This window comes from Nostoc sp. TCL26-01, from assembly GCF_013393945.1.
Taxonomy (GTDB): Bacteria; Cyanobacteriota; Cyanobacteriia; order Cyanobacteriales; family Nostocaceae; genus Trichormus.
This window is the reverse complement of the sequence record NZ_CP040297.1, coordinates 809,617-823,892: the sequence shown is the minus strand read 5'-3', so window position 1 is coordinate 823,892 and position 14,276 is coordinate 809,617. Positions and strand designations below refer to the sequence as shown.

Here is a 14,276-nt window from a genome sequence, read left to right as displayed (position 1 = left end):
AATTCGGGAAATCATAATTGCGAATTACGAATTGTGAATTAATATTACTTCTTATTTTTTCAGAACTTGGTTTTATTACTCTCCACATCGCTAATTTGTAAAACATCGCTCACGGTTGCACAGTAATTTGGTAAGCCAAAACTATCAGGATTAACTACAGTATCGTATGTGAAATGTCGGTAGTTCATGCAGAATCTATCCCAAGCAGCCATTTGAATGCGAAATACGGCAATAATTAAATTTGCTAAGGATAAAGATAGGGGAATGCGGAAGTAAATTTTTTTGCCTAAATAACTACAAACTTCTTCTATAGCTTCGTCAGCAGTTAACTGCTTTTGTCCTAAAACTAATCTGCGGGGTGCGCCTGGTTGAGGAGGGTTAGCGATTAAATGTGTGACTACGCTAGCAATATCTTGTCCATGGATGAAGTGAAAACTACCATCGGCGCTCAAAAAGCGGATTAGGTTAACATACTTGGTAATCTCTGGAATCCCAGATGTGGCATGAGAGTATGGTTTTTTCGCATCACCACCTAAAACTAAAGTAGGGAAAACGGTAGTAATTTTGGGGGCAATACTTAATTCTGATATCTTTTGTAAGCATTCATATTTAGAACGGATATAATCTGTACCAATTTCCCCTGCTGCTTTGAGTTGTTGATTGTGTCTATCTAATACGCTAGCTGTGGAAAAATAAATGACTTGTTGACAACGCTGTGGATCTAATTTGTTTAGTAATTCAATAGTTTTAGATACATTAATCTCAAAGGTTTGCTCACCACCCCAAGCCGTTGCTGTGAGTACAGCTATATCAATTGTGGGTAGTAAATCAGCTAGTTGATGAATATATTGCATATCACCCTGCAATACATTGATACCAGGACGAGCTTGAGTATCAACTTGTAATTTGCTGGGATTTCTTACCAATAAATATAGTTCGTGATTAGTGTCTTTAATTAAGGCTTCGCTGATATAGTGACCGATACAGCCACTTGCACCTGTTACTAAAATGCGTTTTGGAGTCATGAGTAATGGACTAACGACAAAAATTTTGCTCTCTGTGTCTCCGTGTCTTTGTGGTAAAAATAATTTATTTAACCACAGAGGCACAAAGAACACAGAGTTAAGAAGTTAAATACCATTGCCTAAACAACTGCATGAAGTTGCTTGGCTGTTTCAAAGAAGAAAGCGACGTTTTCTTCTGGGGTGTCTGGTAATACACCATGTCCCAGGTTGAGGATATGACCCCAGTTGCCTGCTTTGCGGACTGTATCAATGATGCGATCGCTGATAAACTGTTTAGAACCAAACAGTACGCCTGGATCAAGATTCCCTTGTACCTTCATCTGTTTACCCAGTCTTTCCCGCGCTTCAGCCATATCTACTGTCCAATCGACAGTGACGATATCCGCGCCCGATTTACCCATGCGTTCTAATACGCCTGCGCTACCACTGACGAGCAGAATTAGCGGTGTGTCAGGGTGAGTTTGTTTGATTTGCTCAAACACTCGTCGCTGATAGGGTAGAGCAAAGGTGTCATAATCTTGGGGACTGAGTTGTCCTGCCCAAGAGTCAAACATTTGTACTACTTGCGCGCCGGAGTCGATTTGGTAACGGGCATAGACAGCGATCGCATCTGCTAATTTAGTTAGCAGTTGATGGAGCATTGTCGCGTCGGAGAATGCCATATTTTTAATGATGGAGTAGGTTTTGGAACCTTTACCTTCCACCGCATAAGCTGCGAGAGTCCAGGGCGCACCAACAAAGCCTAATACCGTTGAATTGTTACCTACTTCTTGGCGTAATGCCTGCAATATGGTTTTAATAAACGGTAAAGCTGCTTCTGGTTCTAAGGGATGTAGCTCGTCAACTTGTGCTTGAGTGCGAATGGGAGCATGAATGATGGGGCCTTTACCTTCCGCAATGTCCATGTCAATTCCCAAGCCTGGCAAGGGGGTGACAATATCGGAGAATAAAATTACTCCATCTGGCTGGAAAGCTTTCCAAGGTTGGAGAGAAACCTCAATCGCCACTTCGGGAATTTCCGAGCGATCGCGGAATGAGGGATACTTGTCCCTTAAATCTCGATATGCTTTCATATATCGTCCCGCTTGTCGCATCATCCACACAGGGGGACGATCGACAATTTCACCACGAGCCGCCCGCAAAAGGTGAGGAACCGTTGAGGAGACACCCATTTAACACTTCTTCCTAAGTCACTTTTTTATGTCAATGTTTAGCTTATCATTCTGGGATTACGCTTTATCAACAAGAGGCTAGAGGCTAGAGGCTAGCAGCTAGTATTTTTTACTATTAGGAATCTGGTTGGATGTGGGAAAAAATGACTTATTCTGAAAACTTAATTATCACGTGGACATTTTCCCCAATCTCCTGACTAGAGGCTACTATTTTTGACTATGTATTGTTTCTAGACAGCGACTCACGAGAAAAATCTCCTAAAAAAACCAGGAAAACTCTTTTCTCTAGCCTCCTTTATTTGCTTTACTCAACTTTATATGTCAATGAATCCCAGTAGCTCATCTCCTGTTACATCCGCTAATAGTCATCTCCAGTTAAACAAGTTATTGATACCCCGTTCTCAGCGTCGCCTCTTCTTTCTCCAGTTTACTTTTATGACTGTCTTGGGTTGGGTGGTAGGTGGCATAGCCAGCATTGCTTTAGAGAAGATTATCTGGGAAAGCCTACCACCTACTTTTATTGAAGAGCCACAAATCTGGGTTTTTTGGGCGAGATTGCTGAGTAATATTGTGTTTGCCGTAGTTTTTGCGGCTGATCAAGCTTTAGTCGTCCGGCGCTATTTTTCTGGTTGGTTATGGCTATTTGCCACTAGCTTTGGTTGGTTAATTGCCAATGGTGTAGCTACTGCTTGGATTAACTATATTTCATCTATTGCAACTTCTCTTAATGAAAGTTTAACTTCTGAAATCACTCTGACTTTGGGATTTTTGTCAACACTTTCATACATTTTTTCCGGAATTTGGCTGGGTTTGTTTCAATGGTTAGTATTGCGACGCTACACAACCAAATCTTGGTGGTGGAATTTTTCCCCCTCTATTTCTTTCTTATTGATCAGTTTATTTGTGTGGTTACTGTCCTTAGGACAAAATTTACTACCACAAATGTATCGCACTCCAGTATTGTATTGGAGTCAACAAGTATTTACCGCTATGATACTCGGAGTGATTCCGGCAATTGGTTTATGTACGTTAAAAAGAAACTTCCGCCGTAAAACTGAAACTTCCAGTTAGAAACCAGAGGGTGAAAATGTCTTTTCCTAATATCTTTACACCAGCTTTCAAGATAAGTTGTTGCCGAAAAAACCACCATCAAAGATAAACATCTTTAGTGTCTAGACTCTATTTAACTATTTACTAGTTATTAAAATACATAGTTGTACATATAGAACTCCTATTTGATTTTTGTTAGCGTAGCCTGCACTTACGCATACTAAACTCAGTACACATTCATTTTCTAAAACCCTATTACCTATTACCTGTCACCTGTCACCTGTCACCTGTCACCTATTACCTATTACCTATTACCTGTCACCTGTCACCTGTCACCTATTACCTATTACCTGTTACCTATTACCCATATATTATGAATAAAAACAAGATTTCTATCAAAACAATCAAGCCTCCTATCGCTGAACAACAGCCACAAGTGTTAGAATTGCACGGCGATCGCCGGATAGATAATTACTTTTGGCTACGGGATCTAGAAAACCCAAAAGTCGTTGAATATCTAGAAGCAGAAAATAGATATACCACAGAGATGATGCAGCATACAGAAGCGCTGCAAATCAAGCTCTACGATGAGATGTTAGCTCGGATTCAAGAAACTGACTTATCAGTACCCTATCGCAAAGATCATTATTATTATTATTCTCGGACTGAAGCCGGAAAAGCTTATCGAATTTATTGCCGTAAATATGGCAGTTTAGATGCACCAGAAGAAGTGCTACTAGATGAAAATGAATTAGCAGATGGGGAAGATTTTTTTGATTTAGGGATACTTGCTATCAGTCCTAATCATCAAATACTAGCTTATTCCTATGATACCAGTGGCTCTGAACAATATACACTTTTTTTTCTAGATTTAAATACACATCAGTTATATCCAGAAAGTATTAGTGATACCTATTTTTCTTGTTGTTGGGCTAATGATAATCAAACATTATTTTATACAAAAATTGACGCAGCTAATCGTCCTTACCAACTCTTTAGACATACATTAGGAACATCACCAACAAAAGATGTTTTAATCTACCATGAACCTGATAATGCCTATGCCTTATATGTGGACAAAACCCGCAGTCAAGAATATATACTGATGACCTTAAGCAGTAGTATTACGACAGAAGTTCACTACTTAAATGCCAATCATCCCGATGATAAATTTCAGGTAATTTATCCCCGGCAATCAGGCATAGAATATGATGTTGAACATCATAGCGATTACTTTTATTTAGTCACCAATGAAGCAGCCACCAATTTTAAATTAGTCAAAACTCCAGTAGCTGCGCCATCTAAAGACAATTGGCAAACTATTATTCCCCATCGTGAAGATGTTTTGTTATCGGGAATCAGCTTATTCATCAATCATTTAGTAATTTATGAAAGAAAGAATGGGTTGCCAACCGCAACAGTGCAAAATTTATTGACTGGAGATAAAAACGATATCATTTTTCCTGAACCTACTTACCAATTTTCCGAGGGTAGTAACCCAGAATTTAATACTAGTATTTTACGATTTAACTATACTTCTTTAGTGACTCCACCGTCCGTTTTTGATTATGATATGGAGACTCACAAGCAAGAGTTACAAAAAGAGACACTAGTACTTGGCAACTACGACAAAAACCAATATGCAAGTGAATGGTTGCTGGTGACATCAGCCGATGGGGTACAAATTCCTATATCGATTGTTTACAAACAAGGTATAGAAAAAAATGGCAAAAATCCCTTATTACTCACAGGCTATGGTGCGTATAGTATGTCATACCCGGCATCTTTTTCATCATCACGACTAGCATTATTAGATCGGGGGATAGTTTTTGCGATCGCTCACATTCGCGGTGGTGAAGAAATGGGGCGAAAATGGTATGAAAATGGCAAATTTTTGCAGAAGAAAAATACCTTTACAGATTTTATCACCTGTGCTGAATATTTAATTAATCAAGGTTGGACAGCAAGCGATCGCCTCGCCATTACAGGCGGTAGTGCAGGTGGTTTGTTAATGGGAGCAGTCATTAATATGCGTCCCGATTTATTCCAAGTTGTAGTGGCTAATGTGCCATTTGTCGATGTCGTGACAACAATTTTAGACACCTCTCTACCTCTTTCAGAAATGGAATGGGAGGAATGGGGAAATCCCAATGATCAAGTCTATTACGACTACATGAAATCTTACTCACCCTATGATAATGTGACAGCAAAAGATTATCCCCACTTACTCATTACGGCTGGTTTAAATGATTCTCGTGTCAAATACTGGGAACCAGCTAAATGGACAGCCAAACTGCGAGAGTTGAAAACAGATGACAATATCCTTCTCTTGAAAACTAACATGGATGCTGGACATAGTGGTGCATCAGGACGTTACGAAAGCTTAAGAGAACTGGCTTTTGAATATGCTTTTATTTTAGATAGATTGTGTTTATAGTTGATGGGAATTGGGAATTTTAAAAAACACACTCTCAGACCAGACTTAATCCTCAATGCCAACAGAAAAACTACCAATCATTATTGCCCATAGAGGAGCTAGTGGTTATCGTCCAGAGCATACTTTAGCAGCTTATGAACTAGCCATTCAATTAGGGGCTGATTATATTGAACCAGATTTAGTATCTACCAAAGATTGTGTACTCATTGCCCGCCACGAAAACGAAATTTCAGGAACAACTGATGTAGCTGAACGAATAGAATTTGCCAATCGTCAAACAACTAAAATTATTGATGGTGAATCTATCACAGGTTGGTTTACAGAAGACTTTACTTTAGCTGAGGTAAAAACTCTCCGCGCTAAGGAAAGAATTCCGGTTATTCGTCCAGGAAACACACCTTATGATAGACTTTGGGAAATTCCGACTTTACAAGAAATAATTGATTTAGCTCAGGCAAAAAGCTCTTTGTTAGGACGGACTATAGGCATTTATCCCGAAACTAAACACCCTACATATTTTGAGGCGATCGCTTTGTCATTAACCGAACCTTTAGTAGCTATTTTAAATGCTAATGGGTACACTGATGAAACTGCGCCAGTTTTTATTCAATCTTTTGAGGTTAGTAATTTACAAAAGCTGAATAAATTAACCGATGTTTCTCTAGTACAGCTTATTAATAATTATGGTCAACCATATGATTTGACAACGAGTGCAGATTCTCGCACTTATGCTGATTTAATTACCACTGTAGGTTTATCACAAGTTGCTACTTATGCCAATGGTATTGGGGTACATAAAAATCTGATTATCCCCAGGGATAGTAACGGCAATTTGTTATCTCCCACCACGCTTGTTAATAATGCTCATAGTGCTGGTTTATTCGTTCATAGTTGGACATTTCGCAACGAAAATGTTTTTTTACCAGCGAACTTACAAGACAACCCAAAAGCAGAATATAAGAGATTTTATCAAACGGGTATTGATGGGGTATTTAGCGATAACTCTGATACAGCTTTTCAGGTACGCTGTAATTTTTAAAAATCGATATTACCACAGAGTCACGAAGTAGTAGGTTGGGTGGAGGCTTTGCGTAACCCAACATCATCTGAGGAACCCAATGTATATCTTAGTGTTGTGTGACGCTACCGCTACTCAACCTACAATTTTTTGGCAACATTTTATCTGTGCTGCACCAGTAAAAGTGGTAGTCTGGCAGTTGTCAAAATAATTGAGATAGCGCTTGAACTCACAGCTAATTATTGCTGCAATAGCCAGCCACTTTACACCATTTTATACAAAAAAGTACGGGCAAGCATACTTAGGTGACTGCTTGGAAATTATCAAACTGATCACAGATGATAGTATTAATTTAATCATTACCTCGCCTCCATTTGCTTTAACGCGCAAAAAAGAATACGGTAATGAAAGCGCAGAAAAATATATTGACTGGTTTTTACCCTTCGCGCATCAATTCAAAAGAGTTCTGGCTGAAGATGGCTCATTTGTTTTAGATTTAGGTGGTGCATATCTTCCTGGTCATCCTGTACGCAGCATCTACCAATACGAACTATTAGTCAGATTATGTAAGGAAGTTGGTTTTTTTCTAGCACAAGAATTTTATCACTACAATCCAGCGCGATTGCCCACACCGGCAGAATGGGTAACAATCAGACGCATACGGGTAAAAGATACAGTAAATGTGGTTTGGTGGTTATCAAAAACCCCAAACCCGAAAGCAGATAACCGAAAAGTATTAAAGCCATATAGCCAGAGTATGAAAAAGTTACTCAAAAATGGCTACAAGGCTAATATTCGTCCCAGTGGGCATGATATCTCGAATAAATTCCAAAAGGATAATCAGGGGGCTATTCCGCCAAATTTGTTAGAAATTGCCAATACTGAATCCAATAGCGCTTATTTACAGCGTTGCAAAGCAGCAAGAGTTAAACCCCATCCAGCCAGATTTCCCCAAGGATTTGCTGATTTTTTCATCAGATTTTTGACTGATGAGGGAGATATAGTATTAGATCCATTTGCAGGTTCTAATACTACTGGGTTTGTTGCGGAAACGTTGCAACGCCGATGGATATCTTGCGAAATCAAAGAGGATTATGTTTTGGGAAGTGAGTATAGATTTGGTGAATAGTCAATAGCCTACAGTGCATATATTTTATTTATTGGGTGTAGACTTTTGACGATGAATTCTATCAAACCAATTTATATGGGACTTACGCAGTCAACCAATAAACCCTTCTGAAGGTGGTCAATAGTCCATGGTCAATGGTCAAAATCAAGTTTTTTTGGACTATTGACTATTGACTATTGACAAAAAAGCCAGAAGATTTAGTGAGCTGCGTAAGTCCATTTATATTTCACCATTTACTTGCATTTGATGAACTTGATCTGCCAACTCTTGACGACTTTGATCATCAAGTTTATCTATTGCTAACATTCCCATTAAAATCACCTCTTTGAGTGTTAAACGTGTAGAATGTGCCTGTTTTTGCACAATCTCTTTAATTATTGGACTGACACCGATCGCTGTACTAGCTCTAGCCACAAAATTACAGGGAAACATCAATAACTTCGCATAAATTTTAGCATTTTCTACGAGATTCTTCTATATAAATAGAACTTAATTTATATGGGTAAAAATAAATAAATACAAGTTTAAATATAGAGTAATATATATAGTTAAGTAATAAATAACACATTGTTGCCCAGAAAATAGTACTAACTAGTAATAACCTTATTTATGTTCATTGCTACTCATTTAAGCGTTATCATCAACCCGAATATTCACTAACGGAACAAGATAAGCTTTAAAGAATTGGTGAATTATCGAACATAATCTCGTTAACCCGCTTTACAGAACTATATATTCTCAATAAGAATGATATTTTAACCACAGTAAATTTCCTGAATACAAGCAACCAGCACTGTCATAGGGAAAAGCAGTCATTAGAGGAGAGATGAAGCGATGAGGGAACCGTATCTGTTGGCAGCAGGTTTGTTAACAGGATTGGCACTACCAGCATCAGCGCTTCCACAGATGTCGATGATTCTGCCAGAAGAGTCTGAAGTTCAGTGGGATGCAAAACAAGGCTCACAGACAGTAACAGATGTCAAAAACATCAGTAGTACTGATATATCTTTACCAGAATTTAGCAATCAGCTATTCCATCATGGAGAGATTTTGCCAACAGTCAGCGAAAACAATGACCCTAGATTTTTTAATCTTTCCTTACCCGAATTCAGTAGCCAAACTTTGCCACCCTTGGAAGCATCCCAACCTAAAGCAGGAGAGAAAAATCTTACCAATCCCGAAGTTACACTACCACAATTTAACGAGCAAGAATTAACAACACCAATAGACTCTTTTTTGCCTCTCAATAGCCAACCTGGGAATTTGCCGTTAGTTTCTGGTAGTCAGCTTTACTATCAAAGATTAGCAGCACTGAAAACAGGACAAATTTATACTCGTACAGAAACCGAAAGCGCTCAATCATTGCCAGATTCAAGGAAAAAGCAGCAATTAACCTATGAAGACTGGAAAAGTTTGTTAGCGATGGAAGCAAAAGCGATCGCACAAGGGCAAGGTAAGAACCGTCTAAGTATCTTGGTTGGCGATTCCTTGAGTATGTGGTTTCCCAGAGGAAAACTGCCATCTGGTAAACTATGGCTCAATCAAGGCATATCTGGAGATACCACTAGTGGAGTTGCTAACAGATTAGCAGCATTTTCCCAAACTAGACCAGATGCAGTATACGTTATGGCGGGGATTAATGACTTGCGTAAGGGAGCCAGCGATGAAGTAATCTTACGCAATCACCGCCGCATCATCCGCAGCTTACGGCAGCATCACCCCAAAGCACAAATATTCCTTCAATCTATCTTACCCACAGATTTATCAACCATTCCTAATAGTCGTATTCGTCATCTCAATGTCAAGCTGGCTGAGATCGCTAAACAAGAAAAAGCCAATTACTTAGATATTTATACTTGGTTTACCGATGCTGATGGCAAACTACGTTCTGACTTAACCACAGATGGCTTACATTTGTCGGCTGATGGTTACGATGTGTGGCGATTTGCACTCCAGCAAGTAGAGTTCAAGCTAAATAGTCAATAGTCAATAGTCAATAGTCATTGGTCACTATTTTACTAATCTCTCACTCATAACTCAGCACGGGCTAAACGCCCCGCTTCCGCTAACAGCACTCAGCACTCCTTCACTCACTCCGCACTTTGTCATATATGGAAGTTACAGATCAAGATTTTACTGCTATCAGGTCTGTCATTGAACATCAATTGGCAGCCTTTCAACAAGATGATGCCCAAAGTGCTTTTACTTTAGCTAGTCCGGCAATTCAAGAACAATTCCAAAACCCAGAGAATTTCTTACGGATGGTGAGTATTAGCTATCCGGCTGTTTACCGTCCTCGCTCTGTATTTTTTGAGAAAATCACCACTATTCAAGATAACATTACTCAGCCAGTTTTACTCCTCGCTCCCGATGGTATTCCATTGAGGGCTTTATATTTTATGGAGAAACAAGCAGATGATACTTGGCGGATTAATGGTTGTATTCTTGTGTCTGTGGAAGCTGAGAGTTTTGGGAATTAGTAATTTGTGATTTCGCTACGCAGAATAATTAAACGGGAAGTGGGGAATTTGCTTGATTGAGGACTTGATTGAGTTTGCCACTGCGATAACCTTCTAAGTCGAGGGTGACGTAAATGAAGCCCAGTTCTTGAAATTTGCTCACTAGAGACTCTAAATCTGTTGTGAGGGCAAAATCTTTGATTTTTTCTGGTGGTAGTTCTATGCGGGCTGTATCGCCTTCAGAACGGACGCGCAAATTTTGCCAACCTAGTTTGCGGAGATAAATCTCGGCTCGGCCTACACGTTGTAATTTTGTAATGGTAATCTCTTCACCATAGGGAAAACGCGAACTTAAACAAGGTTGAGCTGGTTTTTCCCACCAGGGTAAGCCTAGCTGTTGAGAAAGTTGTCTGACTTCCAACTTAATTAAACCAACTTCTGCCAGAGGCGATCGCGCTCCTCTTTCTTTGGCGGCTTGAATCCCTGGGCGATAGTCATGCAAATCATCAGCATTCACCCCATCGACTACATAGGGATAGCCTAACTCTACAGCCAAGGGTTTGAGGGTGTCGTGTAATTCGCTTTTGCAAAAATAACAACGGTTGACGGGGTTTGAGGTGTAATTAGGATTGTCCATTTCGTGAGTGTGGACAATTTGATGAGGAATACCAATTGTGGCGGCTTGAATTTTTGCGTCTTCTAGTTCTTCTGGTAATAGGGAAGGGGAAACAGCTGTCACAGCCAAAGCGCGATCGCCTAATACATCATAGGCAATTTTCGCTACCAAGGTACTATCAACACCTCCAGAGTAGGCAATTAAAGCCTGTCCCATTTCCGTAAATATACTTTGTATTTGCTCAAGTTTTTTTACTAAAGTCATTTCCTCAATCCTGCCACTACCTGATAGGACTATTTTAGTCAATGGTCAATGGTCAATGGTCATTAGTCATTAGTCAATGGTCAATGGTCAATGGTCATTAGTCATTAGTCATTAGCAATTAATATTCTATTCTTGTCACCTTGTCACCTTGTCACCTTATCCCCTTGTCTCTTGTCCCCTTCCTTCTAGCCTCTAGTCCCTAACTTGACTGACTATACTTAGCTACCAAACTAGCTAACAGTGGTAAGTCGATTGGTTTAGAAATATATTCATTGACTCCAGCATTGAGACAGAGTTCGCGATCGCCTTTCATGGCCATTGCAGTTTGAGCAATAATGGGAATTTGCTGATATTGGGGTTGTTGTCGCAATTGCTGGACTAAATCTAAACCATTACCATCTGGGAGACAGACATCCATTAAGATGACGGCTGGCTGTTGTTGACTGAGGCTTGTCCACATTTCACTAGCTTTCTTTACCCAAGTTACTTGATACCCCAGCTTACCCAGATGAATTTGCATCATCTCACCATTAGCTAAGTCATCTTCGACTAATAAAACTAACCGTGAATCGCTGGGAGTAATCACCCCAGGAGATTTTGCTGCTTCATCTGCTTGTGCTTGTTCAATGATAAGTTCTTGATGGGATTTTATCGGCAAGATGATTGTAAATTGGGAACCTTGATCCACTTCTGATTTTACTTCTATGAAACCACCGTGAATTTCTGCTAGTCTGTCAGTTACCAATAACCCCAAACCAGTACCTTCATTTTGAGGGACTAAGGAGTTGGGTATTTGAAAATAGGGTTGAAAAAGTCGCGCTTGATGTTCTGGAGAAATCCCACTGCCAGTATCCCAGACTGTAAAGTGAATGAAGAGGTCTTGGTGTTTTACTTTTAAGCCTACAGTACCTGTGTTGGTAAATTTAAGAGCATTAAATAGCAAATTTAAGAGCATTTGCTTAAGTCGTAAAGGATCAGCTACCAAAGTGTTGACATGAGGATCTATTTCCAGCGATAGCTTTAAACCTTTATTGGCAGCTTTTTCTTTGACTAGTGTTAAAACATTGCGACATAATTCTGGAACATTCACTTTTTCCCACTGTACTTCTAATTGATTGGCTTCAATTTTTGAGAGATCCAAAATATCGTTGATCAGCGCCAGTAAGTGTTTACCACTAGATTGAATGATATTTAGATACTCGTGATGGCGTTCTCTGGTGGGATCGTAACCTTGCGCCAATAGCAGGTGAGTAAACCCAATAATTGAACTCAGTGGTGTACGGATTTCGTGACTAGTATTAGCGAGAAACTGATTTTTCAGTTGATTGGTACGCTCTAGTTCTTGGTTAGAGTTACTTAAATTTTGGGATTGTTGTTGTAAAGACTGGATATGTTTGAGTTGTGCTAAAGCTTTAACACACTCTTGAGCTGATCTGGCTATTAATTGACTGATGAGTTGAGTGTGTGATGGCGTAAGCTTCTCTTGATCAGGCTGGGGATGAGTTGCCAGCAGTAACCAGCCAATGAGATTGCTAGAATCATCTGTTAATCGCCAAGCTTGGGGCGGTTGTTGGGTTTCTAGTCGTTGTAAGTCTTTAATTTTGATGGGTTGTTGCAATTCCAAACGTAGCTTCTTGCCAATTTTAGGTGTCACTTCCAAAAGTGGAGGTTGAGAAGTTGGAGATAGAGGACGAGAAATATAGTAGACTTTAGCAGCTGCCGTTTGGGCTTGAAATAGAGCGATACCTACGGCACACTGCGTCAACCCTATCCTGCTATTGTCTAAAACCAGATCCAGTTCGTTAACTACAGTTTGGAAAATTTCTGCTTCTGGGTTACTTACCTGGGGAACATTACTAAAAGCTGTTAGTAGACAATCATTGAGGCGATCGTGTATCTGGTTCAAGCTGCGTTCTAGCCATAACTCAGCCCGGAGTTGCTGAAGTGTCGCCAAAAGAGTTGGCGTTGCATCTACCTGTGAGTTGTGTTCTGGTAAGCTTGAATACTGCTGCATGGTCAACTAGACCGATTAAAAAATTTGATTTTGCAAAAAATGCAACCAAGATTCTATGTATATTAGCTCACAATTCTTTTTTGTCGATGAATCATAACTTATAGTGTCGGTTGTCACTATTAAACCAGAAATTTTTATCATAAATCATGATTTTGCGGTGAATAGAGGAAAATTTTTGCACTGAAACTATGGATACACAAACAATTCAACTCATTGTGAACGGGATTGCTGTAGGGAGCATTATTGCTCTAGCAGCAGTGGGATTGACACTGACCTATGGGATTTTACGGTTATCTAATTTTGCCCACGGTGACTTTTTGACGTTAGGAGCTTACTTGACTTTATTGGTAAATTCATTTGGGGTAAATATTTGGCTATCAATGATTTTGGCGGTAGTGGGGACAGTAGCAGCGATGCTGCTCTCAGAAAAGTTGTTATGGTCGAGAATGCGCTCGATTCGCGCAAATTCCACCACATTAATTATTATCTCTATTGGACTGGCTTTATTTCTACGTAACGGAATTATTTTAATTTGGGGGGGCAAAAATCAAAACTACGATTTACCTGTGATTTCAGCTTTGGATATTTTTGGTGTCAAAGTCCCACAAAATCAATTGCTAGTTTTGGCTTTAGCTGTGTTGGCAATTGTAGCGTTACACTACCTTTTGCAAAACACCAAAGTTGGTAAGGCTATGCGAGCCGTAGCTGATGATTTAGATTTAGCCAAGGTTTCTGGTATTGATGTGGAGCGAGTTATTTTCTGGACTTGGCTAATTGCTGGCACACTCACTTCCTTAGGGGGCAGTATGTATGGGTTAATTACAGCTGTGCGTCCAAACATGGGTTGGTTTTTGATTTTGCCCCTATTCGCTTCTGTAATTTTAGGCGGAATTGGTAACCCTTATGGAGCGATCGCCGCAGCTTTTATCATTGGTATTGCTCAAGAAGTTAGTACACCCTTCTTAGGTTCCCAGTACAAACAAGGCGTAGCTCTATTAATCATGATTTTGGTGTTGCTCATTCGCCCTAAAGGTTTATTCAAAGGCACGATGTAAGCAACACCATTCCACTAGAGAGTGGGGAGTAATGAGT

12 protein-coding genes are annotated in these 14,276 nt (G+C 39.7%); 7 read left to right on the top strand and 5 right to left on the bottom strand.

The window, feature by feature from the left end; genetic code table 11:
* Positions 1-59: 59 nt before the first annotated feature.
* Both FD725_RS03460 and hemE read right to left on the bottom strand, forming a co-directional pair.
* Entirely contained in the window at positions 60-1,025 is a 966-nt protein-coding gene (locus FD725_RS03460; protein ID WP_179046833.1) for an NAD(P)-dependent oxidoreductase, read from the bottom strand.
* Positions 1,026-1,144: 119 nt separating this feature from the next.
* Entirely contained in the window at positions 1,145-2,197 is a 1,053-nt protein-coding gene (hemE, locus tag FD725_RS03455; RefSeq protein WP_179046832.1) for a uroporphyrinogen decarboxylase, read from the bottom strand.
* A 318-nt stretch (positions 2,198-2,515) separates the two neighbouring features.
* Between hemE and FD725_RS03450 the strand changes: the two genes are divergently transcribed.
* From FD725_RS03450 to FD725_RS03435, 4 genes are all read left to right on the top strand, one after another.
* Positions 2,516-3,268, top strand: a complete 753-nt coding sequence (locus tag FD725_RS03450) for a hypothetical protein (protein WP_179046831.1) — start codon at positions 2,516-2,518, stop codon at positions 3,266-3,268.
* Positions 3,269-3,620: 352 nt separating this feature from the next.
* Entirely contained in the window at positions 3,621-5,684 is a 2,064-nt protein-coding gene (locus FD725_RS03445) for a S9 family peptidase (protein ID WP_179046830.1), read from the top strand.
* A 55-nt stretch (positions 5,685-5,739) separates the two neighbouring features.
* On the top strand, positions 5,740-6,723 hold the full coding sequence (locus tag FD725_RS03440) for a glycerophosphodiester phosphodiesterase (protein WP_179046829.1): 984 nt from the start codon (positions 5,740-5,742) through the stop codon (positions 6,721-6,723).
* A gap of 202 nt (positions 6,724-6,925) precedes the next feature.
* On the top strand, positions 6,926-7,831 hold the full coding sequence (locus FD725_RS03435; RefSeq protein WP_179046828.1) for a site-specific DNA-methyltransferase: 906 nt from the start codon (positions 6,926-6,928) through the stop codon (positions 7,829-7,831).
* Positions 7,832-8,050: 219 nt separating this feature from the next.
* Here the strand turns inward: FD725_RS03435 and FD725_RS03430 are convergent, their stop codons facing one another.
* A complete protein-coding gene (locus FD725_RS03430) occupies positions 8,051-8,263 on the bottom strand; it encodes a hypothetical protein (protein ID WP_041555376.1) in 213 nt (70 codons plus the stop codon).
* A gap of 402 nt (positions 8,264-8,665) precedes the next feature.
* On the opposite strand from FD725_RS03430, the gene FD725_RS03425 reads away from it, so the two are divergent.
* On the top strand, positions 8,666-9,817 hold the full coding sequence (locus FD725_RS03425; RefSeq protein ID WP_179046827.1) for an SGNH/GDSL hydrolase family protein: 1,152 nt from the start codon (positions 8,666-8,668) through the stop codon (positions 9,815-9,817).
* A 125-nt stretch (positions 9,818-9,942) separates the two neighbouring features.
* Entirely contained in the window at positions 9,943-10,311 is a 369-nt protein-coding gene (locus tag FD725_RS03420; RefSeq protein WP_179046826.1) for a DUF4864 domain-containing protein, read from the top strand.
* Between the two features lie 28 nt (positions 10,312-10,339).
* Here FD725_RS03420 and larE read toward each other — a convergent pair whose 3' ends face one another.
* Positions 10,340-11,170: an ATP-dependent sacrificial sulfur transferase LarE gene (larE, locus tag FD725_RS03415; protein ID WP_179051403.1), complete on the bottom strand. Its 831-nt coding sequence runs from the start codon at positions 11,168-11,170 to the stop codon at positions 10,340-10,342.
* A gap of 199 nt (positions 11,171-11,369) precedes the next feature.
* On the bottom strand, positions 11,370-13,184 hold the full coding sequence (hrmK, locus tag FD725_RS03410) for a hybrid histidine kinase/response regulator HrmK (protein ID WP_179046825.1): 1,815 nt from the start codon (positions 13,182-13,184) through the stop codon (positions 11,370-11,372).
* A 188-nt stretch (positions 13,185-13,372) separates the two neighbouring features.
* On the opposite strand from hrmK, the gene FD725_RS03405 reads away from it, so the two are divergent.
* Positions 13,373-14,239, top strand: a complete 867-nt coding sequence (locus FD725_RS03405; protein WP_179046824.1) for a branched-chain amino acid ABC transporter permease — start codon at positions 13,373-13,375, stop codon at positions 14,237-14,239.
* Positions 14,240-14,276 lie beyond the last annotated feature (37 nt).